The sequence below is a fragment of the Cryobacterium aureum genome (assembly GCF_002954245.1).
GTDB lineage: Bacteria > Actinomycetota > Actinomycetes > Actinomycetales > Microbacteriaceae > Cryobacterium > Cryobacterium aureum.
The window spans coordinates 59,704-83,607 of sequence record NZ_PPTG01000025.1 but is presented as its reverse complement, the minus strand read 5'-3'; the positions used below and the strand labels follow the sequence as shown (position 1 = coordinate 83,607).

22 protein-coding genes are annotated in these 23,904 nt (G+C 65.6%); 16 read left to right on the top strand and 6 right to left on the bottom strand.

Features of this window, described 5'->3' with window-relative positions; translation table 11 throughout:
• Window positions 1-157: 157 nt before the first annotated feature.
• From CJ028_RS09255 to CJ028_RS09240, 4 genes are all read right to left on the bottom strand, one after another.
• Window positions 158-910 carry a phosphoglyceromutase gene (locus CJ028_RS09255; RefSeq protein ID WP_105034969.1) on the bottom strand — a complete coding sequence of 251 codons (753 nt, stop codon included), beginning with the start codon at window positions 908-910 and terminating at the stop codon, window positions 158-160.
• A gap of 214 nt (window positions 911-1,124) precedes the next feature.
• The gene (ygfZ, locus tag CJ028_RS09250; RefSeq protein ID WP_105034968.1) at window positions 1,125-2,369 is read right to left on the bottom strand and encodes a CAF17-like 4Fe-4S cluster assembly/insertion protein YgfZ; all 1,245 of its coding nucleotides are present in this window, start codon (window positions 2,367-2,369) and stop codon (window positions 1,125-1,127) included.
• 186 nt (window positions 2,370-2,555) lie between these two features.
• A complete protein-coding gene (locus CJ028_RS09245) occupies window positions 2,556-3,341 on the bottom strand; it encodes a heme-binding beta-barrel domain-containing protein (RefSeq protein ID WP_105034967.1) in 786 nt (261 codons plus the stop codon).
• A 129-nt stretch (window positions 3,342-3,470) separates the two neighbouring features.
• Complete coding sequence (locus CJ028_RS09240) at window positions 3,471-3,731, bottom strand: hypothetical protein (RefSeq protein WP_105034966.1); 261 nt, start codon at window positions 3,729-3,731, stop codon at window positions 3,471-3,473.
• A gap of 72 nt (window positions 3,732-3,803) precedes the next feature.
• Between CJ028_RS09240 and CJ028_RS09235 the strand changes: the two genes are divergently transcribed.
• The 8 genes from CJ028_RS09235 (at window position 3,804) to pstB (ending at window position 13,195) form a co-directional block, all read left to right on the top strand.
• Entirely contained in the window at window positions 3,804-4,496 is a 693-nt protein-coding gene (locus CJ028_RS09235) for a response regulator transcription factor (RefSeq protein WP_105034965.1), read from the top strand.
• Window positions 4,465-5,478 carry a mycothiol synthase gene (gene mshD / locus CJ028_RS09230; protein ID WP_161498942.1) on the top strand — a complete coding sequence of 338 codons (1,014 nt, stop codon included), beginning with the start codon at window positions 4,465-4,467 and terminating at the stop codon, window positions 5,476-5,478. The genes CJ028_RS09235 and mshD overlap by 32 nt, the downstream gene beginning before the upstream one ends.
• A 367-nt stretch (window positions 5,479-5,845) precedes the next feature.
• The gene (locus tag CJ028_RS09225; protein WP_105034963.1) at window positions 5,846-8,017 is read left to right on the top strand and encodes an RNA degradosome polyphosphate kinase; all 2,172 of its coding nucleotides are present in this window, start codon (window positions 5,846-5,848) and stop codon (window positions 8,015-8,017) included.
• A 5-nt stretch (window positions 8,018-8,022) separates the two neighbouring features.
• Window positions 8,023-8,958: an NUDIX hydrolase gene (locus tag CJ028_RS09220; RefSeq protein WP_105035138.1), complete on the top strand. Its 936-nt coding sequence runs from the start codon at window positions 8,023-8,025 to the stop codon at window positions 8,956-8,958.
• 164 nt (window positions 8,959-9,122) lie between these two features.
• Complete coding sequence (gene pstS / locus CJ028_RS09215) at window positions 9,123-10,217, top strand: phosphate ABC transporter substrate-binding protein PstS (RefSeq protein WP_105034962.1); 1,095 nt, start codon at window positions 9,123-9,125, stop codon at window positions 10,215-10,217.
• A 146-nt stretch (window positions 10,218-10,363) separates the two neighbouring features.
• Entirely contained in the window at window positions 10,364-11,305 is a 942-nt protein-coding gene (gene pstC, locus CJ028_RS09210; protein WP_105034961.1) for a phosphate ABC transporter permease subunit PstC, read from the top strand.
• On the top strand, window positions 11,305-12,393 hold the full coding sequence (gene pstA / locus CJ028_RS09205; protein ID WP_105034960.1) for a phosphate ABC transporter permease PstA: 1,089 nt from the start codon (window positions 11,305-11,307) through the stop codon (window positions 12,391-12,393). The genes pstC and pstA overlap by 1 nt, the downstream gene beginning before the upstream one ends.
• Before the next feature lie 22 nt (window positions 12,394-12,415).
• The gene (gene pstB / locus CJ028_RS09200; protein ID WP_105034959.1) at window positions 12,416-13,195 is read left to right on the top strand and encodes a phosphate ABC transporter ATP-binding protein PstB; all 780 of its coding nucleotides are present in this window, start codon (window positions 12,416-12,418) and stop codon (window positions 13,193-13,195) included.
• A gap of 134 nt (window positions 13,196-13,329) precedes the next feature.
• On the opposite strand, the gene CJ028_RS09195 is transcribed toward pstB, so the two are convergent.
• Complete coding sequence (locus tag CJ028_RS09195; RefSeq protein ID WP_105034958.1) at window positions 13,330-14,859, bottom strand: amidohydrolase; 1,530 nt, start codon at window positions 14,857-14,859, stop codon at window positions 13,330-13,332.
• Between the two features lie 308 nt (window positions 14,860-15,167).
• On the opposite strand from CJ028_RS09195, the gene CJ028_RS09190 reads away from it, so the two are divergent.
• Window positions 15,168-15,482, top strand: a complete 315-nt coding sequence (locus CJ028_RS09190) for a hypothetical protein (protein ID WP_105034957.1) — start codon at window positions 15,168-15,170, stop codon at window positions 15,480-15,482.
• A gap of 163 nt (window positions 15,483-15,645) precedes the next feature.
• On the opposite strand, the gene CJ028_RS09185 is transcribed toward CJ028_RS09190, so the two are convergent.
• A complete protein-coding gene (locus CJ028_RS09185) occupies window positions 15,646-16,473 on the bottom strand; it encodes an aldo/keto reductase (RefSeq protein WP_105034956.1) in 828 nt (275 codons plus the stop codon).
• A gap of 241 nt (window positions 16,474-16,714) precedes the next feature.
• Between CJ028_RS09185 and CJ028_RS09180 the strand changes: the two genes are divergently transcribed.
• The 7 genes from CJ028_RS09180 (at window position 16,715) to CJ028_RS09150 (ending at window position 23,898) form a co-directional block, all read left to right on the top strand.
• Window positions 16,715-17,587, top strand: coding sequence for a shikimate dehydrogenase (locus CJ028_RS09180; protein ID WP_105034955.1), 873 nt, complete (start codon window positions 16,715-16,717; stop codon window positions 17,585-17,587).
• Between the two features lie 16 nt (window positions 17,588-17,603).
• A complete protein-coding gene (locus CJ028_RS09175; protein WP_105034954.1) occupies window positions 17,604-18,125 on the top strand; it encodes a TRAP transporter small permease in 522 nt (173 codons plus the stop codon).
• Entirely contained in the window at window positions 18,122-19,396 is a 1,275-nt protein-coding gene (locus tag CJ028_RS09170; RefSeq protein ID WP_105034953.1) for a TRAP transporter large permease, read from the top strand. The genes CJ028_RS09175 and CJ028_RS09170 overlap by 4 nt, the downstream gene beginning before the upstream one ends.
• 25 nt (window positions 19,397-19,421) lie before the next feature.
• Entirely contained in the window at window positions 19,422-20,459 is a 1,038-nt protein-coding gene (locus tag CJ028_RS09165; RefSeq protein WP_205683991.1) for a DctP family TRAP transporter solute-binding subunit, read from the top strand.
• Between the two features lie 66 nt (window positions 20,460-20,525).
• Window positions 20,526-20,999, top strand: a complete 474-nt coding sequence (gene aroQ / locus CJ028_RS09160; protein ID WP_105034952.1) for a type II 3-dehydroquinate dehydratase — start codon at window positions 20,526-20,528, stop codon at window positions 20,997-20,999.
• Entirely contained in the window at window positions 20,996-22,072 is a 1,077-nt protein-coding gene (locus tag CJ028_RS09155) for a Gfo/Idh/MocA family protein (protein ID WP_105034951.1), read from the top strand. Before aroQ ends, CJ028_RS09155 begins: the two co-directional genes overlap by 4 nt.
• Window positions 22,069-23,898, top strand: a complete 1,830-nt coding sequence (locus tag CJ028_RS09150) for a bifunctional sugar phosphate isomerase/epimerase/4-hydroxyphenylpyruvate dioxygenase family protein (RefSeq protein WP_105034950.1) — start codon at window positions 22,069-22,071, stop codon at window positions 23,896-23,898. The genes CJ028_RS09155 and CJ028_RS09150 overlap by 4 nt, the downstream gene beginning before the upstream one ends.
• Window positions 23,899-23,904: the final 6 nt, after the last annotated feature.

Below are 23,904 nucleotides of genomic sequence, written 5' to 3'. Positions count from 1 at the left end.
TTCTTTGTGGATCCACCACCCTGCCCGACGCATAACTCCTGCACATCCTGCGCCGACAGTTGTCCAGCCCCGGGTCACCGCACGGGACTTATTTCCACGGCTGAGAATTTGCAGGAGTTATGCGCGAGGAGTGGGCTGCTCGTGCGGGCGGGGGGGGCTACTTCTTGTTGCCCTGGGCGGCTACGGCGGCCGCTCCGGCGGCCGCGGCCTCGGGGTCGAGGTACTGACCAGGGCCAAGCGGCATGAGGTCTTCGCCGAGCTGGTAGACGAGCGGGATTCCGGTGGGGATGTTCAGCTCGGCGATGTCAGCGTCGCTGATGCCGTCGAGGTGCTTGACCAGGGCGCGCAGCGAGTTGCCGTGCGCGGTCACCAAGACAGTTTTACCCGCGCGGAGGTCGGGCGCGATGTCGGACTTCCAGTAGGGCAGCATCCGCTCGACGACGTCTTTGAGGCATTCGGTGCGGGGAAGGTCTGAGCCGAGGTCGGCGTAGCGGGCGTCGTGCGCCTGCGAGAATTCGCTCGAGTCGTCGAGCACGGGCGGCGGGGTGTCGTAGGAGCGGCGCCAGAGCATGAACTGTTCCTGGCCGAATTTGGCCTGGGTGGCGGCTTTGTCGAGGCCCTGCAGTCCGCCGTAGTGGCGTTCGTTGAGGCGCCAGGAGCGCTTCACCGGGATCCACATGCGGTCTGCCTCTTCGAGCGCGAGATTCGCGGTCTGGATGGCGCGGGAGAGCAGGCTGGTGTGCAGCACGTCGGGCAGCAGGCCTGCATCCTTCAGCAACACGCCAGCGCGGGCGGCTTCACTGGTGCCCTGTTCACTGAGGCGAACATCCACCCAGCCGGTGAACAGATTCTGCTGGTTCCAGGTGCTTTGGCCGTGGCGGAGGAGGACGAGTGTGTAGGGGGCAGACATGTGCCCACTCTATCGAGGGTGATTGGTTAATCACGGCCACGTGTGGGGGCGAATTCAGGAAAAACCGGCCCAGCCGGATGCCGGTACCCGTGATTTCCCGGGCACCGGCATCCGGCTGGGCGGATTTCCTGAATTAGCCACCGAATACCGGCTTCGGCACGATTTGACGTCGCAAAAATATGGACCGCAGCCTCAACCCGCCCGGTGGGACGGCCTAGTGACCGGGGGTGCGGATTCCGAGGCGGGGCAGGCGGGGGATGTCGGCGACGGACCCGGCAGACTGCGGCACGATGATCTCCTGTGCGGCCGAGATGCTGATTCCCTCTGACTCGACGTAGAGAGTGGAAGCTGCCGGAATGGTGCGCTTGATCACGGCGAGCGCGATCGGTCCGAGCTCGTAGTGGATGCTGCTGGAGGTGATGGCGCCGACGGTGACCCGCTCGGCCTCACCTTCGGGCCTGACCCGGTCGGCCTGCACCGGGTCGCCGGGGGCGGGCAGCACGCCCTCCGACCCGTCGAGGTGCAGCATGACCAGACGACGCGGCGGATGCCCGAGGTTGTGCACCTTTGCCACGGTTTCCTGTCCGCGATAGCAGCCCTTGTTGAGGTGGACGGCGGTGCGCAGCCAGTCCAGCTCGTGCGGAATGCTCTTCTCATCAACCTCGCGGGCCCGGCGCGGCCGCCAGGCGGCGATGCGCAGGGCTTCGAGGGCGAGGAGTCCGGCCGGGGTCATCTGCACCGACGAAGCGGATGCTGCGGCGTCGGCCGGTGTGGCCGTCAGTGTTCCCGCGGCGAGGGCGTCGCGCAGGGCGGGCAGGCTCGCGCGGGGTACGAGGGTTTCGGTGTAGGTCCAGAGCGATCCGGGGTGCACGGGAGTCTCGGCGTACTGGTAGCCACCGCGGGTGACGGCAGCCCACGGATCCAGCCAGGTGAGGGGCACATCGTTCGGGGCGGCGGCGGCGAGGCCAACGGTGGCGGGGGCATCCGTCATGGCGCCGATGGTGGCGTAGGCGAGGGTGTGGTCGACGACCTGCACGCGCAGCATGAACTTCATGCGGTCCAGGAACTTCTGCAGCCCCGGAAGCTCGGCGGCCTCGACCAGGAGCCAGGTTTCGACGCCGTCGTCGAGCACGCGGATGGCGTATTCGAGGCGTCCGGTGGGGTCGAGCAGCAGCATCTCGGTGGATTCACCGGCTCTCAGGGTTTTGAGCTCCTGGCTGGCGATGGAGTTGAGCCAGGTGAGGCGGTCGGGCCCGGAGACTCCGAGCACGCCCCGGTGAGAGAGGTCGACGATGGCGCGGCCGGCGGCGAGTGAGCGCTGCTCGATCATGGGGTTGCCGTAGTGGGCGGCGACGCCGGCGTCGATTCCTTCAGACTGGACCGCGCCGGGCAGGGTCAGCAGTGGGGAGAGGGGGGCCAGGGGTGGTGTGGTTTCGACGGTGGCTACCGGGTCAGTCATGTCGCTCAATTCTGCCGGCCGGGTTGACGGCGGCTGCGGGGTGCATCTGTATCAACAGTACGGCGGCACGATTTATTCGGGCGCACGAGGACTCGTCGGACGGCTGGGCCCACCTTATGACCGCGGGCCCAGTTTATAAGCTGGGCCCGGGGACGGGGCCCGGGCCCCGTCCCAAATGCTGGTGGGTTACTCGACTCGGGCCAGGCGGCCGGAGGCGTGAGTGCGCAGATCCTGACCGAGGGCGGCGATGTCCCAGGCCCAGAGCAGGTGATTGTCGACGAGGCCGTACAGGCGCGTCGCGGCCGCGTAGGGCTTGGCGCCCGCGGTGCGGAGGACGGCATCCGTTGCGAGGTCGATGCGCGGACCCTTCACCTGCCCGAGGTACAGCTCGGCGACACCTCCGGGGTGCACGAGAGTGACCTCGATGTCGAAGCCGCCGTCCCGGTTGCGCAACGTTTCCACGGCCGCAGCCGACGTGAACGGACGCTCGCCGGTGCCCGGCAGCAGGCCGGGGCCGGGGTCGCCGTCGCCCTGGTGACGGCTGAGGCGCCAGTATCCGGTTTCAGTGACCAGGGGAGTTTTCTCGTCCGACATCAGCTCGGGCGGCAGGTTCACGGCGTGCGGTTCAGCGGATGCCGCGGCGGCGGTTCCAGAGGAGGCCTGCGTTTCGGAGGAGGCCTGCGTTTCGGCGCGGGCAGCAGCCTCGCCGGAGGGCTCGGGCCTCCCCGAGTCGGCGGCGGGCGCTTCGGAGGAGGCGGCGGCATCCGCTTCGGGCTCGGGCTCGAGCCAGGTATACGAACTGTAGTTCAGGTGCGGCAGGCCGTCGTGGCTGAAGCTGATGCGGTGGCCGAAAGTGCGGCTGACCGACTCCTCGCCGATTTTGTATTCGAGCACGCCGGAACCTTCCCAGACTCCGATCAACCAGGAGAGTGGAACAAGTTCGGACGGCAAACCGACCGGAAGATCAAACATACGTACTTACCGCTGCCCCCGGAACAGCTTGAAGACGACCATGCCCGATACCCAGGCGATCGACAAGCTGGCAAGCCCCAGGAGGCCCAGGAAGAAAAGTTCTAGCGCTAACAGATCCATGCTGCGAGTCTAGCGGGAGACCAGGGCGACGATGACAGTCGCGACCACGAGAATCACGATGGCCCCGGCGATGCTCATCGTGACCCGTTTGACGTAGCCCTCTTTGCTGCCGGTGGCGATCTGCAGGCCGAGCGTGACGAGGGTGCAGACGGCCAGGGTGAGCCCGATCCAGCTGATGGCCGAGGCGGGGGTGGCCAGAATCGCGGTGAGCACGGCACCCAGGATCGCCAGCACCCACACGGTCGCGATCGTTTTCCAGTGCCAGTTCACGTCTCTATTGTGCCTGACCGCCCGCGCTTCGTGGCACGCTAGTATGAAATTCGAGATGCTTGGAGGGCGCGAGTGGCGCAGTTGTTGATCCTGACCTCGGCGGCCAACAATGATGTCCTCCCCGCCCTGGCATTGCTGTCGCACAGCGCGAGGCTGATTCCCGCTCAGGCCGACCAGCTCATCAATGCGCCAGATTCGGACCTCCTCCTCGTCGACGCCCGCAGCAATCTCGCCGCGGCCAAGTCGCTCTGCCAGATTCTGCGCACCATGGGCAGCTCCACTCCCCTGCTATTGGTGATCACTGAGGGCGGCCTGGCCGCCGTCAGCCCCGATTGGGGCGTCGACGACGTCATCCTCGACACCGCTGGCCCGGCCGAAGCGGATGCCCGAATCCGCTTGACCGCAGGCCGGCTGGCCCATACCGTACCCTCCAACACGATCCGCGCGGCCGGAGTCGTGATCGACGAGGCGAGTTACTCGGCGAAGGTACACGGCAAGCCGCTCGACCTCACCTATAAGGAGTTCGAGCTGCTGCGGTTTTTGGCGGCGCATCCGTCTCGGGTGTTCACCCGCGAACAGCTACTGAGCGAGGTCTGGGGCTACGACTACTTCGGCGGCACCCGCACGGTCGACGTGCACGTGCGGCGCCTTCGCGCCAAGCTCGGCGATCAGGAGTCGCTGATCGGCACGGTTCGAAACGTCGGCTACCGGTTCAATGTGCACGAGGAAAACGATGAACGAGTTCCACATTCTGTTCGCGCTTAGTACAGCGGATGCCGCGGGCCTGGCTACCTTCCACCGGGTCGCCTCGGAAGCGCTTGCCTTCGACGGGTATGCGCCGTTCAACGAGCAGGCGCTGTTCGACCTGCACGCCGGCCTGCGGACCGCCTATCTGGTGACGGTTTCCGGGATGGCGGTCTCGGCAAGCTCGACCAACGGAGAGGGTGACGGATCCGAAGCGGGCGAGGCTTCCGCCGCCACGGCTGCGGCCGCCGGCGACGACGACGGATCGGAACGGATCGTGGTGGGGGCTGCACTCGCGGGACGCGGCGAGATCGACCTGGTCATCGCGCCGGAGTCGCGGCGACGCGGGCTGGGGCGCGCGGCGGCGATCCAGCTCGTCGAGACGGTTCCGAATGGACTGACGATGTGGTCGCACGGCGATCATCCAGGGGCCAGGGCCCTGGCCATCGAACTGCGCTTCGTCGCAGCACGCACGCTGCTCGAACTTCGGATGCCCTTGCTCGAGGCGGAGGCGGGAACAGCGAGCGGGAGCGCGGCGCAGGCCGGGGCATCCGCTTCGCTTGAGGGCGGGAGCATTGTCGCGTTTCGGCCGGGCATCGACGACGCGGAGTGGGTTGCGCTGAACGCGCTGGTGTTTGCGACCCATCCGGAGCAGGGCGCCATCACCGAGGCCGACCTGGCCGCGCGGCAGGCCGAGCCGTGGTTTAGCAGCGACGATTTTCTGATTCTGCGGGATACCTCCGGCCGCATGGTCGGCTACAACTGGCTCAAGGTTGACGGGGCAATCGGCGAGATTTACGTGGTCGGGGTGCATCCGGATGCCGCCGGTCGCGGCTTCGGACGCGCGCTCATGCAGGCTGGAATCCAGCGCTTGCGCGATGCCGGCTGCGCCACGGCCGCCCTCTACGTTGAGGCCGACAGCGCCGGCGCCGTGCACCTGTACCGCTCGCTCGGCTTCAGCGACCACACGGTCGACGTGCAGTACCGCCGCCTCGCCGACTAAAGGCCCCGCACCCACCGTCGCGGGTGCATAACTCCTGCCAATTCTCGGACGCCGCCGCAAATTTTGCATAATTCCGCGGCCGGATAACGGGCGGTGCGCAAATTGCAGGAGTTATGCGCGGGCACCGTGGCTAATTCAGGAAATCCGCCGACCCCACAACTAGGGGTGCATCGAGCCCCGAGGCCCGGATTTCCTGAATTCGCCACTAAAAGTCATGTCAGCCGCCACGCGCGGCACGAAACGCCACCCGGCCGCGACATCACACCAGACCCCCGACACGCCGGAAAGTCAACAGCCTCGGGATAATTTCGCCAGACGTTCACCCGGTTCGTCGCGGTGGCACGACCAACGGTGTCAGGATGGTCAGATGGACGGCGAAATCACCCAAGCAGACTCGGGACTCACAGACTTCGATGACGACTTTGACCCCCTCATCGAAAAAGTCGACCCCACGCTGCCCGACGACCGCTACCTCGACCGCGAGCTGAGCTGGCTCGCCTTCAACCAGCGCGTGCTCGAACTGGCCGAAGACGAGAGCCTGCCGGTGCTTGAGCGCACCAACTTTCTGGCCATCTTCGCCAGCAACCTCGACGAGTTCTTCATGGTGCGCGTCGCCGGCCTGAAGCGCCGTATCCTCACCGGGCTGGCGGTGCCGACCAACGTGGGTCGAGCAGCCCAGGACGTACTCAGCGATATCTCGGCCGCCGCCCACGCGCTGCAGGATCGCCACGCCCTCGCCTTTCAGAAACTCGTGCGCCCGGCCCTCGCCGAGGCCGGCGTCGACGTGGTCTCCTGGGACAGCCTCGGAGATGCCGATCGTCGCTCGCTGCGCACCTACTTCTCGAACCAGATCTTTCCGGTGCTGATGCCGCTGGCGGTCGACCCGGCGCATCCGTTTCCCTATATCTCCGGCCTGTCGCTGAACCTCGCGGTGCGGGTGCGCAATTCTAAGACCGGCAAGCAGGAGTTCGCCCGGCTCAAGGTGCCGCCCATGCTGCCGCGCTTTGTGCGGGTGGATCGCACCGAGTCGGTTGATCGCATCCGTTATATCGCGCTTGAGGACCTGATCGCCAACCAGCTCGGCGACCTGTTTCCGGGCATGGAAATTCTGGAACACCACGTGTTTCGGGTCACCCGCAACGAAGACGTCGAGATCGACGAGGACGAAACCGAGAACCTGATCAAGGCGCTCGAGAAGGAGCTGCTGCGGCGCCGGTTCGGTCCGCCCATTCGCCTCGAGATCACCGAGGACATGGACGAGGTCACCCTCGGCCTGCTCGTGCGCGAACTCGACGTGACCGAGCAGGAGGTCTACCACCTGCCCGCGCCGCTCGACCTCGGCGGGCTGTTCGACCTGCGCATCGATCGCCCCGACCTGCACTTCGCCAAGCACGTTCCGACCACGGCAGCCCAACTGCTGCCGAGCGAGCCGAACGCCGAACAGGATATCTTCGCCGCGGTCGCCAGACACGACGTGCTGTTGCACCACCCCTATGAGTCGTTCGCGACGAGCGTGCAGGCCTTTCTGGAGCAGGCCGCCGCCGACCCGAATGTGCTCGCCATCAAGCAGACGCTGTACCGCACGAGCGGCGACAGCCCCATCGTCGAGGCGCTCATCGCCGCCGCCGACAGCGGCAAGCAGGTGCTCGCGCTGGTCGAGATCAAGGCCCGCTTCGACGAGCAGGCCAACATCACCTGGGCGCGCAAGCTCGAAAAGGCCGGCGTGCACGTGGTCTACGGTCTGGTCGGGCTGAAAACCCACTGCAAGCTCGCCCTCGTGGTGCGCTATGAAAAGGGCGTGCTGCGGCACTACAGCCACATCGGCACCGGAAACTACAACCCCAAGACCAGCCGTATCTACGAAGACCTCGGCCTGCTCACAGCGGATGCCCAGGTCGGCAAAGACCTCACCCGCCTGTTCAACGAGTTGTCGGGTTACGCCATTGAGAAGAAGTTCAAGCGGCTGCTGGTGGCTCCACTGCACCTGCGGAAGGCTTTGCTCAAGCACATCGCGATCGAGACCCAGAACGCGCTCGAGGGCAAAACGAGCGGTATCCGCATCAAGGTGAACTCCATGGTCGATGAGGACATCATCGACGCGCTGTACCGGGCCAGCCAGGCCGGCGTGCAGGTCGATGTGTGGGTGCGCGGCATCTGCAGCCTGCGACCGGGTGTCACGGGCATGAGCGAGAACATTCGGGTGCGGTCAATTCTGGGTCGGTACCTCGAGCACTCACGCATCTTCTCCTTTCACAGCCTCGGCGGCACCCAGGTGTACATCGGCAGCGCCGACATGATGCACCGCAACCTCGACCGCCGGGTGGAGGCCCTCGTGCGTCTGGTCGACCCCGAGCACCTGGTCGAGATCGATGCGCTGTTCGAACGGGCGATGGATCCGCGCACATCGAGCTGGTGGCTCGACGAGACCGGCCACTGGACCCGCCACGACGTCGACGCGAACGGCGTGCACCTCGACGACATGCAGAACAAGTTGATGCAGCAGATCAGCGCGCGCAAGCGACCGTCCGGGCGTCGCTAGTGGCTGTGAAATCGACCGACGTTTACGCCGCCGGAGCTGTCTGCTGGCGCCTGATCGACGGTCGCATGCACGTGCTGCTCATTCACCGCACGGTGCACGGCGACGTGACCATTCCCAAAGGCAAGGTCGACCCGGGAGAGACGCTGCCGCGAACGGCGGTGCGCGAGGTCGGAGAGGAGACCGGGCTGGCCGTTGCGCTCGGGGTGCCGCTCGGGGTGTCGCACTACGACATGCCCGACGGCCGCACCAAGATCGTGCACTATTGGGCCGCTGAGATCACGCCGGAGGCCATTGCGAAATCGACCTTCGTGCCGAACGGCGAGGTCGCCGCCATAGAGTGGGTCACCATCAAGCGGGCCCGCAACTATTTGAGTTACCCGGCTGATGTGGAGATTCTCGAGACGTTCTCCGCTCTGGTCGACGCCGGCGTCACCCGCACGTTCGCGCTGATCGCGCTGCGCCACGGCAAGGCGGCGCCGCGCACCGGCGCCGGGCTCGACGCCCGTCGCCCGCTGACCGCTCGCGGCGTGAAGCAGGCCGCGAGCCTGGTTGACACGATCACGGCGTGGCGCCCGCTGCGCATCATCTCGAGCACCGCAACGCGGTGTGTCACGACGGTGGCTCCGCTGGCTGCGTTCACCGGCATCCCGATCAAGCAATCCGAACTAATCAGCCAGGACGCTCTCGAAACCGGCGAAGCGGATGTTCGCACCATCGTCGGCAAACGGGTGCGCGCCCGCAAGACTGCGGTGCTGTGCAGCCACGGACCGGTGCTGCCGGAGATTCTGCGCGAGATCGCGCTGGCGACGGGCTCGCAGCTGACCGGGGCGCTGTCGGACGCGGCGGATTTGGACACCGGAGGGTTCTCGATCGTGCACCTGTCGTCGGAGAACCCGGCTGCGGGCATTCTGGCCGTGGAGACGTACTCCGCGACTGCCTGAGCCGCGTGGAGCATCCGCTCGGCGGCAAGCGTTATCGCTCGTTAACCTTCTGTTTACCTTCAAGTTGGTCTGCGGTTACTTCATTTCTCTAGCTTCGTACACGGGCCAGCACCGGCTTGCATCAGCAAAACACAGTCTTGTCAAAACCCTGAAAGGGAATACACGTGAACTTCAAGCGTTTCGGCCGCCCCGCGGTCATCGCCATTGCCGCAGGTCTCGCACTCTCGTCCTGTGCAGCAAACGAAGGCGCCGCACCGGCGTCCGATGAAGCGTCGGCCAGCACGCTCACCGGAACGCTCAACGGCGCCGGCGCCAGCTCGATGGATGCCGCCCAGCAGGCTTGGATCGCCGGCTTCCAGATCGCCAACCCCGACGTCACGATCAACTACGAGCCCTCCGGCTCGGGCGGCGGCCGCGAAGCCTTCATCGCCGGCGGCACCGACTTCGCCGGCAGCGACTCCTACATGAGCACCGACGAGCTGGCCGGCGAATTCGCCTCCTGCCTTCCCGGCACCAAGGCTGTCGACCTTCCGGTCTACATCTCCCCCATCGCCGTGATCTTCAACGTCGATGGCCTTGATGAACTCAACATCGACGCTGACACGCTCGCCAAGATCTTCTCCGGCTCGATCACCAGCTGGGACGACGCCGCGATCGCTGCGCTGAACCCCGACGCCACCCTGCCTTCCACGCCGATCACCGCCGTGCACCGCTCGGACGACTCGGGTACCACCAAGAACTTCACCGACTACCTCGGCCAGGCCGCTACTTCCGGCCTCTGGGACGAAAAAGCCTCTGACACCTTCCCGTTCCCCGGTGAAGGCGCAAAGGGCACCTCCGGTGTTGTTGACGCCGTCACCAACGGCGTGGGCACCATCGGCTACGCCGACGCTTCGCAGGCCAACGACCTCAGCACCGCCAAGCTCCAGGTCGGCACCGACTTCGTGGCTTACACCCCCGAGGCTGCGGCCGAGGTTGTCGCCGGATCGCCGCTCGTGCCCGACCGCGCAGCCGACGACCTCGCGCTCGACCTGAACCGCAAGACCACCAACCCGGCGGAATACCCGCTGGTTCTGGTGAGCTACGCGATCGTCTGCAACGAGTACGAGGATGCAGCCAAGGGTGCCCTCGTCAAGGCCTACATCGAGTACATCGCCAGCGCTGCCGGCCAGACCGTTGCTGAAGAAGCTGCCGGCGTTGCGCCCCTCACGACCGAGCTCGAAACCAACGTCGCCGCGGTTCTCGCGACCGTCAAGTAACAACCTTCACGCAGTCTGCCCGGTCCTTTCTCGCACATCTGCGGGGACGGATCGGGCAGACTGGGGTGTACGGTCTGTTGCGTCCAGCCGCACAGCACCCCCGTTTCACCTAATTTCACCCGCTTGACGCTATTTAGGAGACCGGCATGACTACAGTTGCCGCCACGACCATCAAGGCCAGGCAACGCCCGGGCGACCGCATCTTCTCCTCGGCCACCGTGATTTCCGGAAGCCTGATCCTCGCCGTGCTCGCCGCAGTGGCCATCTTTCTTCTGGTCGAGAGCCTGCCCGCGTTCGTCGCGGCTCCCGAAGACTTCAGCGGAGACGTCACGAACTTCTGGTCGTACGTGGGTCCGCTCGTGTTCGGCACGATCTACTCGGCCATTCTGGCGCTGCTCATGGCCGTGCCGGTTGCCATCGGCATCGCCCTGTTCATCTCCCACTTCGCGCCGCGCAAGCTCGCCCAGGGCCTCGGCTATCTGGTGGATCTGCTCGCCGCCGTTCCCTCCGTCGTGTTCGGCCTCTGGGGCATCGGCGTACTCGCCCCACTCGTGCAGCCGTTCTACACCACCATCGTGGACTGGTTCGGCTGGTTCACCCCCCTCGCTGGCCCGGTCTCGGGCACCGGCCGCACCATCTTCACCGTGGCGATCGTGCTCGCCGTGATGATCCTGCCGATCATCACCGCCATCTGCCGCGAGATCTTTCTACAGACGCCGCTGCTGCACGAGGAAGCCGCCCTGGCTCTCGGCGCCACTCGCTGGGAAATGATCCGCATGGCCGTGCTGCCGTTCGGCCTGCCGGGCATCATCTCCGCCTCGATGCTCGGCCTCGGCCGCGCACTCGGCGAGACCATGGCCGTGGCCATGGTGCTCTCCCCAACCCCCGAGGTGATCTTTCAGCTGCTGACCTCCCAGAATTCCAACACCATCGCCGCCAATATCGCACTGAACTTTCCCGAGGCGCACGGCGTTGGCGTGAACATTCTGCTCGCGACCGGCCTCGTTCTGTTCGTCGTGACGCTGCTCGTGAACATGCTGGCCCGGGTCATTATCAACAGCCGTAAGGCATTTTCGGGAGCCAACTGATGTCATCCGTTTTGGAAGCCGCGCCGCTGACCAACTCCCTGACCGCCGGCAAACTGCCCCGGCGCTCGTCGCTCTGGGTGCTGCTGGCCAGCTGGGCCGTGTCGGCCGCCTTCTTCACCATGCTCTATCTGTCTGGAGCCGTCGACGGCTTCAACATTGTGGGCACGGTTGTGTTCGGCACGGTGCTGTACTGCGTGGCCATCTACGTGCTGTCTCGCCTGGTCGAGGGCTCGCGCAAGGCCAAGGACCGGCTGATGACGGCGCTGGTGACGGCCGCGTTCGTGATCGCTCTGCTGCCTCTGATCTCGATCATCTACACGACGGTTGTGAACGGGTTGCCAGCGTTCTTGACGCCGACGTTCTTCACCTCCTCGCAGCGCAACGTGGTGGGCGCGGGCGGCGGCGTGCTGCACGCAGTGATGGGCACGCTGCTGGTGACCGGCATGGCGACGCTTATCTCGGTGCCGATCGGGCTTCTGGCCTCGATCTATCTCGTGGAATACGGTCGCGGACGCCTGGCCAAGGCCATCACCTTCTTCGTCGATGTGATGACCGGTATCCCCTCGATCGTTGCCGGCCTGTTCGCCTTCGCGCTATTCGCGCTGCTGTTCAACGATCCGGGTATCCGCTTTGGGTTCGGTGGAGCCATCGCGCTGTCGGTGCTGATGATTCCCGTGGTGGTGCGCTCGAGCGAAGAGATGCTCAAGCTCGTGCCGAACGAACTGCGCGAGGCCGCTTTTGCACTCGGGGTGCCGAAGTGGCTGACCATTCTTAAGGTCGTGCTGCCGACATCCCTTGCCGGAATCGTCACCGGAGTGATGCTCTCGATCGCCCGCGTAATCGGTGAGACGGCGCCCCTGCTCATTATTGCCGGGTTCACGTCGAGCATGAATTACGATCTGTTCAGCGAGCGGATGATGACCCTCCCGGTGTTCGTGTACACCCAATACGCCAATCAGGGCGCCGATTCGCAGGCCTACATCGACCGGGCCTGGGCCGGAGCGCTCACCCTGATTCTGATCGTGATGCTGCTCAACGGACTCGCCCGCCTGATTGCCCACTGGTTCTCGCCCAAGCTGGGCCGCTAACACTTCTTAGAAAGGGACTTAAATGTCTAAGCGCATCGAAGTCAACGACCTCAACGTGTACTACAGCAACTTTCTCGCCGTCGAGGGCGTCTCTATTGTGATCGAGCCGCGCACGGTGACCGCGTTCATCGGGCCCAGTGGTTGCGGAAAATCCACGTTCATTCGCACGCTCAACCGCATGCACGAGGTCATCCCCGGCGCCCGCGTTGAGGGTGAAGTGCTCATCGACGGCAACAACCTCTACGGCCCTGGCGTCGACCCGGTGCTCGTGCGCCGCCAGGTGGGCATGGTCTTCCAGCGGCCGAACCCGTTTCCGACCATGTCCATTCAGGACAACGTGCTGGCCGGCATCAAGCTCAACAACCGACGCATGAGCAAAACGGATGCCGACGACCTCACCGAAAAAGCCCTCCGCGGCGCCAACCTGTGGAACGAGGTGAAGGACCGCCTGGCGCGGCCCGGATCGGGGCTGTCCGGTGGACAGCAGCAGCGCCTCTGCATCGCCCGCGCCATTGCGGTCGAACCCGACGTGATCCTGATGGACGAGCCGTGCTCGGCCCTCGACCCGATCTCGACGCTGGCCATTGAAGACCTCATCGAAGAGATGAAGAGCGAGTACACGATCGTGATCGTGACGCACAACATGCAGCAGGCCTCGCGGGTGTCTGACCGCACCGCATTCTTCAACATTGCGGGCACCGGCAAGCCGGGCAAGCTCATTGAGTACGACGACACGACCACGATGTTCTCGAACCCCAGCGTTCAGGCCACTGAGGACTACGTGTCTGGGCGGTTCGGGTAGCCCCGCCTCAGGGAGCCAGCCATAAAGATGCTCGGGCTCAACCGAGCCACGGCATCGACTCAGTGGACAACTTTGGTGGGTGAAGACCCACCCGCACCCACCAAAGTTGTCCGCTGAGCCCAGTCCATGGATAGCTAGCCGGCCATGAGGGCGGCGCCGTAGGTGGCGCGACCGGCTAGCAGCGTGGCGGCTACCGGCATCCGTTCGAAGGTGGCGTCGGAGACCGTGAGCGGGTCGCCATCAAGCACCGCGATGTCGGCGACATCGCCGACCTTGAGGCGGGTGCGTCCACGCGCGGATGCCGCGAGGGCCTGGGCGCGGGAGATCACCTGGTCGGGGCGCCAGGGTTCGCGGCCGTCGCTGCGGGCGCGCGATGTGGCGGCGCTCATGGCGGTAAACGGGTCGAGCGGCGCGACGGGGGCGTCGGATCCGAACGCGAGAATCGCCCCAGCATCGAGCAGTGAGCGCAGGGCGAAGACGCGATCGGCGCCGGCAGACCAGTTGAGTTCGACCGCGTCACGGTCGTCGAGCGCGTGCTCCGGCTGCACGCTCGCAATGACACCGAGGCGCGCAAAACGAGCGAAGTCCGCGGGCTGGAGAAACTGGGCGTGCTCGATGCGTCCAAAAACGGATGCCTGACCCTCACGGCCACGCGGGTCGGCCCGAGCGGCAGCAGCTCCGGAGGCTGGGTCGGCGCGGGCGGCAGCTCGGGCGAAAGCGTTCAGGGCTACGGTGTTGGCGGCGTCTCCGATGGCGTGCACGGCGGGCAGCAGCCCCTCGCCCCGCGCGGCCACAAGAATCTCGGTGAGTTCGTCTTCGCTCACGGCGAGCACGCCGTGCCCGCCGACCGGGTATTCGTCGACGCAGAACGCCGTGCGGGTGTTCAGGGATCCGTCGATGAGCAGCTTCAACGGCCCCACGCTGAGCAGGCCGCGGGTGTCTGCGCTGCGGTCGCCGGTGTGCATCCGCTCGGCGACGGCCCGATCAAAGTCGGCGAGGTAGATGCCGGCCTCGACTTTCAAAAAATCGAACCCGCCGGCGATGCGGCGCTGCCAGGCGTCGCGGTTCCAGGTCATTTCGAAGTCGACGATGCCGACAACTCCGCGGGCGGCAGCCCGGGCTCCGGCCTGGGCGGCGAGCGTGTCAACTTCGCTGTCGGGCAGTTGGCCGAGCGCGATAGTGAGCTCGAACGCGGCTTGCTCGCGCAGCAGGCCCGACTCGTCTACCGGCACACCGAATTGCTCGGCGGCGGCACTGTTGATCCAGACACAGTGCAGGTCGTGGCTGATCAAGGCGGTCGGATGCCCCTGCGTCACCTCATCGAGACCGCGCAGTGTTGGCAGGTCGGCCCAGACCGCATCGCGGAACCGGACTCCGATTAGTGGGGTCGGGCGGCCAGACGGGGCGACCTGTGCCCGCACGAGTTCGAGGGTCTCGCGCGCCGAGACCGCGGCGGAGAGGTCGAACCGGGCTCCGGCGAGCGCCCACTGGGTCAGGTGCACGTGTTCGTCCCAGAGGCCGGGGATGACGGTGCGGCCGTCGAGGTTGGGGGCATCCGTTTTGGTGGTGGGCACGATTTGCGTGATGACGCCGTCGGTGATGTGCAGGTCACTGAGGCTGGTGTCGCCGGGCTGCCTGACGGAGCGCAGAACGAGATCGGGCATGGTGCGTCCGTTCGGTGGAGGGGCGATGTACGCCCTGCCACCCTACAGGCGGGTGGTGCCGGGATCCGTCAGCCCGTTTCGGACGCCGCGACCAACCCGTCACCTCGCGCGGGAACTGCGCCGCTGCGCGGGAGGCGCACGGTCGTTGGCCGAGTGCAGCGGCCCGAAACCATACAGCAGAATACTTTCAGTGAGAATTTGTCAGGAACCCGTAGATATCTACGGTGCAAGCCACTACGGTGTGAGTCGTTCGAAGCATACCGTCAACTTGTTCTATGCCGAACCGACCGTTCTGACAGGAAATTCTCATGCTCAAGAAAATTTTTGCAATCACTGCCCTGGCTACGCTGGCCGTTTTCGCTGTGCCGGCTGCGGCATCCGCTGTCACGTACGTTCCAAGCGATAGTCAGAGCCCGAAAGTGACCCATACCGTGGTGCCGCCCGATGCGGGGCATGTCGGCTCCACAGCAGCCTCCCTGGGCTCGGTCAACCTCGCCTCCACCGGCTATGACGCCTCCGTACTGGCGATTTCGGGCGGAAGCGCCGCGCTCCTGCTCGGGCTGACCCTCGTGACCACGACCACTGTGCGCCGCAAACGCGCCGAAGGCTCTGCGCGCTCGTAAAGCGGATGTCGCAGGCGCTCGCGGCACCCCTTATAGACGCGGGCACCCCTAAGAATGGGTGCCGTCGACGCTAAGGGGTGCCGCGACGGACACAGAGCAGCGGCGCCCCCTGCCGACCGCGATAATAGGGGTGCCGCGAGCACTGCACAGCCGCCGGCGAGCTTTAGTGCCCGAACGAGCGCGGGTCGAGCGCCAGGGGGGCGCCGATATCCAGCGCGGTCAGGGCCGCGAGTTCCGCCGCCGACAGCTCGAAGTCGAAGATGCTGATGTTTTCGGCCTGGCGCTTCGCGTTGCCCGACTTCGGAGTGGGCACGACGCCGTTCTGGGTGTGCCAGCGCATTACGACCTGACCCGGCGTGCGCTCATGCGCGGCGGCGATGGCCGCGATCACTCGTTCTTCGAGCAGGCCTCCGTTACGCCCGAGCGGGCTCCACGCCTCGGTGACAATGCCGTGTTCACGGTGCATCGAGCGCAGGTCGGCGCGATTCTGCGTCGGGTCGAGCTGGATCTGGTTGACCTGCGGCACGAGACCCTCATCGAACAGTGGCTGCAGGTGCTCCGGCAGAAAGTTTGATACTCCGATCGCGCGCACTTGTCCCGACTCTTGCAGGTCTCGCAGTCCGCGGAAGGCATCCACATAGGTACCCTGGTCGGGGTTCGGCCAGTGGATCAGGTAGAGGTCGATGATCTCCAGGCCGAGTCGGCCCGTGCTCGCCTCGAACGCGCGGTGCACTCCGTCGTAGCTGTGCCATTTCTTGTTCAGCTTGGTCGTGACAAAGACCTCGTCGCGGAGCAGACCACTGCGCCGGATGCCCTCCCCCACGCCGGCCTCATTTTCGTAGTTTTCGGCGGTGTCGAACAACCGGTAGCCGGCGTCGGCGGCGGTGGCGACGGCATCCGCTGTCTCCGAATCATTCATGGGCCACGTGCCAAGCCCGAGGGCGGGAATCTGCACGCCGTTGTTCAGGGTGAGGGTGGGCGCAAGGGACATCGTCGGTTCCAATCTGCGCGGCCGAGTCGGCCCCACAATTTGTAGCGTAGGCCAGGTGCGGCAAGCGCGCACACCAGAAGTCTGTGCGCATTGCGCACACTTGTGCGTTATATGAACGTTGGGCTAGGGTCGACACCAGCACCGAACGCGCGGTATCCCCGCCCAGCAGGGCTCGCTTCGCCCCACAGGGCAACCCGAGCATGCCCCACACATCTGTCAAGGTCGATGGAAGGAATTTTCTGTGAGCTCCACCGCAGAATCATTTATGGTCGGGCTGATCGGCTCCGGCGTCACGCCCACACTCAGCGCCGGGATGCACGAAACCGAAGCGGACCACCAGGGCCTGCGCTACATCTACCGCCCGATCGACCTCGATGTGATCGATCGCCCCGGCGAGTGGGTGGGCGATCTGCTGCGCAATGCCCGCGAGCTCGGCTTCAACGCCTTCAATATCACGCACCCGTGCAAGCAGCTCGTACTCGAGCACCTCGATGAGATCAGCGACGATGCCCGCCAACTCGGCGCGGTCAACACGGTACTCATTCGTGACGGCCGCTTCTTCGGCTTCAACACCGACTTCTCGGGGTTCAGTTCCGGCCTGGCAACGGGACTGCCCGACGTGAAACTCACGTCGGTGGTGCAACTTGGCGCTGGCGGAGCCGGCTCGGCCGTGGCCTACGCGCTGCTGCATCGCGGCGTCACCACGCTGCGGATCAGTGACATCGACCGCGAGCGGTGCGGCGAGCGCGTCGCAGCCCTGCGCACTCTGTTCCCCGATCGCACGATCGAAGCCGTCACCGCCGACGACCTGGCCGCAGCCCTGCAGCAGGCCGACGGCCTCGTCAACGCCACGCCGATCGGCATGCACAACCACCCCGGCCTGCCACTCGACGCGAACCTCATCGACGCCCACCTCTGGGTCGCCGACATTATCTACCGCCCGATCGACACCGCCCTCATCATCGCCGCCCGCGCTGCCGGCTGCCGCGTGCTCGATGGCGGGCATATGGCCGTCGGCCAAGCCGTCGACGCCTTCGAACTCATCACCGGCCAGAAAGCGGATGCCTCCCGCATGCGCGCACACTTTCTCGCCATGATCGCCGCCGGCCTCTAACCATAGAAAGAACGACATGTCTGAAGACAACTCCCAGGAAGTCGTGCGCGAGCCCCGCGTGCTGCGGTGGATCTCCACCGTCGAACATTCCCTCGGCGCCATTCTTATCACCGTCATTGCGCTGCTCGTGTTCATCCAGGCCATTCAGCGGTATCTGCCGGTGAGCGGATGGGTGTGGTCGGGCGAGCTGGCCCGTTATTGCATGGTCGCGGTGACCTTCATCATGTGCGGCTACCTGCTGGGTCAGGGACAGCACATCACCATCGAGGTCATCGACCGGTACCTCTCTGGCCGGGCCCAACGCTGGGTCAAGCGCTTTGCCAGCGCGGTCGTGCTGCTGATCTGCCTTGCCTTCGTACGGGAAGGCTGGGCCCTCGTCGCCGAGACCACCGGCCAGGTCTCGGCCGCCCTGCAAATGCCGATGACCTACCTCTACATCTTTCCGCTGGTCGGTTTCGTGCTGGCCGCCCTGCGCGCCGTCTGGGCCCTGTTCGCGCCGATAATGACCGGCAGCACTCCCGAAGGAGAACTCGCATGAGCCTGTGGATTCTGATTGCCCTGATCGCTATTCTGCTGGCGCTGCGGGTACCGGTGGGGTTCGCCTTTCTCGGCCCGTCGCTGGCCTACATGATCATCGAGGGCAACTCCACCGGCCTCGCGCTACGGGTCGCCGCCGACGGCGTGAGCAGCTTTCCGCTGCTGGCCGTGCCGCTGTTCATTCTGCTGGGCAGCATTGCCAACCGGGCCGGCATCGCCGACCGCATCTTCGACTTCGCCCTGGCCGTACTCGGTCGGATCAAAGGCAACCTCGCCTACGTCAACATTGGCACCAGCGTGGGTTTCGCCTGGATGAGCGGGTCGGCCCTGGCCGATGCCGCCGCCCTCGGCAAACTGCAGGTTCCCGGAATGGTGCGAAGCGGCTACAGCTTTCGGTTCGCCGCCGGCCTCACGAGTGCCTCTTCGCTGATCGCACCGGTGATGCCGCCGAGCATCCCGGCCGTGATCTACGCCTCCGTCGCCACGGTCTCGACCGGAGCGCTCTTCGCCGGCTCCGTGTTGCCGGCCATGCTGATCGCTCTCGGGCTGGTCATCACCGTGTTCATCCTGGTGCGCAAGAACTCCAACCTCAACACGATTCGGTTCAGCTGGTCGGTTCTCGGCCGGGCCAGCGTACGGGTGATCGGACCGATCGGCGCGCCCATCATCATCCTCGGCGGTATTCTCGGCGGCTTCTTCACCCCCACCGAAGCCGCAGCGGTCGGTGTCGCCTACATGATCGTGCTCGGCCTGATCTACCGCACCCTCAACCTCAGGGCCATCATCGACGCGCTCAAGGAGACAGCGGCCGTTACGGGCGCCATTGCCCTCATTCTCGCCGCCGCCGCCCTGCTCGGCTGGATCCTCGCCCGCGAACGCGCCCCGCAGGCCGTCGCAGACGGCCTCACCTCACTCACCGACAACCCGATCGTGTTCCTGCTACTCGTGAACCTGATTTTGATCATCCTCGGCATGGTCATCGACGCCACCGCCGTGCTGCTCATCACCGTTCCGGTGCTGCTGCCGGTGGCCGTGCAATACGGCATCGACCCCATCCACTTCGGCGTCGTCATGATCGTCAACCTCATGATCGGCCTGCTCACACCGCCCGTCGGCAGCGTGCTGTACGTGATGAGTTCGGTCACCAACCGGCCCGTCGACGAGGTCTTTCGCGGCGTGCTGCCCTTTCTCGTTCCGCTGCTGGCCGTACTCGGCCTGCTCACCTTCTTTCCCCAGATCGTCACGATCGTTCCCACCCTGCTCGGACTCTAACCAGCACCAACCATCGGAGAAACGCATGCGCAAGACATCCACTCGCAGAACGGCTACCCGGCGTCTGCTCACCGGCATCGTCGCTGGTCCCCTCGCCATCGGCCTGCTCGCGGCCTGCAGCGGCGCCAACGCTGATGCCGGCGCAGCGGGCGGCGACGTCACCCTCTCGTTCGCGAACAGCTACGGCCTCGATCACCCGCACAACTCCTGCGGCACCGACATCGTCGCCGACAAGGTAGCGGATGCCGGCATCACCATTGAGGTCTTCCCCTCCAGTCAGCTCGGCGCCGACGTAGCCCGGTTTACCTCGGTGCTTAGCGGCGACATCGATATCGACCTTCAGGGGTCGTCAGGCATCGCCGCGACCTACCCCGCCATCGGTGTGATGGACATGGCCTACGTCTTCAACGACGTCGATCACCTGTTCAACTGGTTCGACAGCCCGGCGGCTGACGTGGTGAAGACCGGATTCGAAGAAGCCACCGGCGCCCACCTGCTCGACGTCTGGTACTTCGGCAACCGCACTTTCTCGGCCAATACGCCCATTCGTACTCCCGAAGATCTCGAGGGTCTGCGCATGCGCTTTCCCGACAGCCCCGTGCACCTCGGCAACGCCGCGGCCATGGGCGCCGACCCGGTAGCCGTCGCATTCGAGGAGATCTACCTCGCGTTGCAGCAGGGCATTGTCGACGGCCAGGAGAACCCCATCTCGAGCATCGACCAGATGAGCTTCAACGAGGTGCAGGAATACGTCAGCCTCAGCGAGCACTCCGTGGGATCCCAGCTCGTCGTGATGAGCGGCGACGCCTGGGCCGGCCTAACCGCCGACCAGCAGACCGCGCTTGAAGACGCCGTGGCTGAGGCCCGCGCGACCGACCTGGCCTGCGCGCTCGACCTGGAAGACGCCATCGTGGCCGAGTGGAAGGCCGCCGGCACGCCCAAAGTCATCGACGACGTCGACCGTGACGCGTTCATCGACAAGGCCGAGGCCTACTTCACCGCCAATCTCGAGGGCGAGCAGCTCGAAATCTACACGAGCATTCGCGACGCCGCCGGCGAGTAGCCGCTTCGGGGCCGGTCTGCGGGCCGGCCCCCAGCATCCGTTTCAACGTTGACAAGGAAGCAAGTCATGACCCTCCCCCGCATTCTGGTTCTGAACGGGCCGAACCTCAACATGCTCGGCACCCGCGAGCCGGCCCACTACGGCCATGCGACCCTCGCCGACGCGGAGGCGCTCGTGGCCGCCACCGCCGCGCGCCTCGGCTACAGTGTGGACACCCTGCAGTCCAACCATGAGGGTGTACTGATCGACCGGCTGCACGCGGCCCGGGGGGTCAATGTGGGCTTGGTCATCAATCCGGGCGGGCTCACCCATACCTCGGTCGCGCTGCGCGATGCCATTACCGCCTCGGAGCTGCCCACGGTGGAGGTGCACGTGAGCAACGTGCACGCCCGCGACGAGTTTCGCCGGCACTCCTATATCTCGGGCATCGCAGTCGCCGTCATCGCCGGCGCCGGAATCGCCGGCTACGGCTTCGGTGTCGAAATTCTGGCGCAGCGGCGAGCGGATGCCGCGGCATCCGCTCTGAAGGAACAGCCATGACGCTGCGCGTCGGGATCGTGGGCTGCGGAAAGATCGCTATCAATCACGTCGTCGCGCTCAACGCGCTGCCCGAGGTGGAGGTCGTCGGGGTGTGTGACTCCGACGCCGAGCGTGCCGCAGAATTCGCCCGCACCTTCGGGGTGCCGCATAGCTATACCGATCTCGACGAACTTCTGGGTAGCGGCCTCGACGCCGTGACGGTGTGCACTCCGCACCCCGCGCATGAACCCGTCGTGCTAGCCGCCGCCCGGCACGGCCTGCACGTTCTGTGCGAAAAGCCGGTTGCTGTCACGCTCGCCGAGGCCGACCGCATGATCGCGGCCACCGACGCGGCCGGCGTGAAGTTCGGCGTGCTGTTTCAGCGACGCTTTTGGCCCGCCGCCCAGCGCATCACTCAAGCGTTGGCCGACGGCCGGCTCGGGCAGCCGATCGTTGGCAGCGTGATCGTGCGGCTCGGCCGCGACGCCGATTATTATGCCGAACCGTGGCGTGGCCGCTGGGACACCGAGGCGGGCGGGGCACTCATGACGCAGGCTATTCATCACGTGGATCTACTCTCCTCCTATATGGGATCGGCGGTGGCGGTGCACGGTCGCATCGCCACCCTGAAGCTCGGCGAGTTCATCGAGGTGGAAGACACCGCGGTGGCCACGATCGAATTCGCGTCGGGCGCGCTCGCAAGCCTGCAAGTCAGCACCACCTTCGCTCCGGGTCTCGGCGCCCAAATTCTCGTCAGCGACCGCGCCGGCCACACCGCGAGTGTGGCCGAGTTTCCCGAGGGGACCGCCGGTCAGAACGATATCTGGACGCTGCCCGGCGAGCAGGAGTACCGGCAGGTGTACTCCCCCGAGATCAACTCCGACCCGGAACTGGCCGAGATCCATACCAATCTGGTGCCATTTCACCGTCTGCAGATTGAAGATTTCGTGCGCGCGGTGCTCGATGACCGCGAACCTATTGTCACGGGGCGGGAGGCCCGCAAGTCCCTCGAGATTGTTCTGGCCATCTACGAATCGTCGCGCACCGGCGACACCGTTCGGCTCGCTGCCGGGCTCAGAGGAGAAACGTCATGAAGACGTCCATTGCCACGGTGTGCCTGAGCGGCACCCTCGAAGACAAGATGCGGGCCTCGGCATTCGCCGGATTCGACGGCGTCGAGATCTTCGAGCCCGACCTGGTGGTCTCACCGTCGAGCCCGGAGGACATCCGCTCGCTGGCCGCCGATCTGGGACTCACCCTCGACCTGTACCAGCCGTTTCGCGACTTCGACGGGGTGACGGAACCGCTGCTTGAAGCCAACCTGCGCCGGGCCGCATCGAAATTCACCCTGATGAACCGGCTCGGCATCGATACCATCCTGCTGTGTAGCAACGTGGGCACCGCCACCATCGACAACGACGAGGTCAGCGCGGGTCAGTTGCAGCGCCTCGGCGCTGTTGCCGCCGACCACGGCGTGAAAGTGGCTTACGAGGCTTTGGCCTGGGGCAAGTACGTCAACGATTTCGAGCGCGCCCAGCGCATCGTCGACCTCGCCGACCACCCGAATATCGGCACCTGCCTTGACAGCTTTCACATTCTGTCGCGCGCCTGGAGCCCTGCCGCCATCGAGACGATCGCGGCCGAGAAGATTTTCTTCGTGCAGCTAGCGGATGCCCCGCTCCTCAGCATGGACGTGCTCAGCTGGAGCAGACACCACCGCGTGTTTCCCGGTGAGGGCGACTTCGACCTGCCGGCCTTTCTGGCGCACGTCGTGCGTGCGGGATACACCGGGCCGGTATCACTCGAGGTGTTCAACGACGTGTTTCGGCAAGGCGACGAGCGCCGCACCGCCGTCGATGCGATGCGCTCGCTGATCTGGCTGGAGGAACGCACCTCCCTGCTGCTCGCCGAGCAGGGCGTCAACAGCTACCCGATGCCGCTCGCGACCATCCCGCGAGTGGACGACCCCACCGGGTTTGATTTTGCCGAGGTGAAGAGCGAAAACACCCGGGCCGTGGAGGATCTGGCTTTCCAGCTCGGGTTCACCTTCGACGGGCATCACCGCACCAAGCCAGTGCAGCTGTGGAGCCAGGGCGACGCACGCATCATCATCAACGAACAACAAGCCCGGCACCTGCAACCCGGCATCGCCGCGCTCGGCTTCACCGTGACGGATGCCTCCGCCGCCGCAGCCCGCGCCGTCGCGTTGAAGGCCACCGCGGTTTCCCGGCCGAGCCAGACCGGCGAAGAGGTGCTGCACGGCTTCTACGCGCCGGACTCGACCGAGGTGTTTCTCGTGGACGACACGGCCGCCTGGACCCACGAGTTCAGCGTGGGCAGCGAGAAGCCGACGACACCGTCCGTTCAGGTGATCACGCACATCGACCACGTCAACCTGGCCCAGGACTGGCAGCAATTCGACGAAGCGGTCTTGTTCTATGCCAGCACCCTGTCGCTTGCCGCGCAGACGTCGATGGACGTCCCGGGGCCGAGCGGCCTGGTGCGCAGCCAGGTCGTGCGCACCGAGGACGGCCGGGTGCGCCTCGCCCTGAACATCGCCCCGCTGGCCGAGGAGCAGGCCGCGGCTTACCCGCAACACATCGCGTTCGCCTGCACCGACCTGGTCGCCGTCGCCCGCCAGGCGCGGCAGCGCGGGCTCAACTTCATGCCGGTTCCACCGAACTACTACGAAGACATCAGCGCCCGCTTCGAACTCGACCCCGAGTTTCTGAGCACCCTGAAGGAGCTCGATCTCTTGTTCGACCGTGACGACCGCGGAGCGTTTCTGCACTTCTACACCGAAACCGTCGGCAGCGTGTTCTTCGAGGTGGTGCAGCGCCTCGGCGACTACGACGGTTACGGAGCGCCGAACGCCCCGGTACGGTTGGCAACGCAGCATCTGCGCGGCACCCGGCACTGAAAGGCC

Excerpts from the sequence above, each read along its gene's own strand:
- CJ028_RS09170 (WP_105034953.1), top strand. The coding sequence starts at position 18,122 with ATGAGCCTGTGGATTCTGATTGCCCTGATCGCTATTCTGCTGGCGCTG.
- pstB (WP_105034959.1), top strand. The coding sequence starts at position 12,416 with ATGTCTAAGCGCATCGAAGTCAACGACCTCAACGTGTACTACAGCAAC.
- pstC (WP_105034961.1), top strand. The coding sequence starts at position 10,364 with ATGACTACAGTTGCCGCCACGACCATCAAGGCCAGGCAACGCCCGGGC.
- ygfZ (WP_105034968.1), bottom strand. The coding sequence starts at position 2,369 with ATGACTGACCCGGTAGCCACCGTCGAAACCACACCACCCCTGGCCCCC.
- CJ028_RS09155 (WP_105034951.1), top strand. The coding sequence starts at position 20,996 with ATGACGCTGCGCGTCGGGATCGTGGGCTGCGGAAAGATCGCTATCAAT.
- CJ028_RS09185 (WP_105034956.1), bottom strand. The coding sequence starts at position 16,473 with ATGTCCCTTGCGCCCACCCTCACCCTGAACAACGGCGTGCAGATTCCC.
- CJ028_RS09195 (WP_105034958.1), bottom strand. The coding sequence starts at position 14,859 with ATGCCCGATCTCGTTCTGCGCTCCGTCAGGCAGCCCGGCGACACCAGC.
- CJ028_RS09190 (WP_105034957.1), top strand. The coding sequence starts at position 15,168 with ATGCTCAAGAAAATTTTTGCAATCACTGCCCTGGCTACGCTGGCCGTT.
- CJ028_RS09165 (WP_205683991.1), top strand. The coding sequence starts at position 19,422 with ATGCGCAAGACATCCACTCGCAGAACGGCTACCCGGCGTCTGCTCACC.
- aroQ (WP_105034952.1), top strand. The coding sequence starts at position 20,526 with ATGACCCTCCCCCGCATTCTGGTTCTGAACGGGCCGAACCTCAACATG.
- pstA (WP_105034960.1), top strand. The coding sequence starts at position 11,305 with ATGTCATCCGTTTTGGAAGCCGCGCCGCTGACCAACTCCCTGACCGCC.
- CJ028_RS09225 (WP_105034963.1), top strand. The coding sequence starts at position 5,846 with ATGGACGGCGAAATCACCCAAGCAGACTCGGGACTCACAGACTTCGAT.
- CJ028_RS09245 (WP_105034967.1), bottom strand. The coding sequence starts at position 3,341 with ATGTTTGATCTTCCGGTCGGTTTGCCGTCCGAACTTGTTCCACTCTCC.
- mshD (WP_161498942.1), top strand. The coding sequence starts at position 4,465 with ATGAACGAGTTCCACATTCTGTTCGCGCTTAGTACAGCGGATGCCGCG.
- CJ028_RS09255 (WP_105034969.1), bottom strand. The coding sequence starts at position 910 with ATGTCTGCCCCCTACACACTCGTCCTCCTCCGCCACGGCCAAAGCACC.
- CJ028_RS09175 (WP_105034954.1), top strand. The coding sequence starts at position 17,604 with ATGTCTGAAGACAACTCCCAGGAAGTCGTGCGCGAGCCCCGCGTGCTG.
- CJ028_RS09150 (WP_105034950.1), top strand. The coding sequence starts at position 22,069 with ATGAAGACGTCCATTGCCACGGTGTGCCTGAGCGGCACCCTCGAAGAC.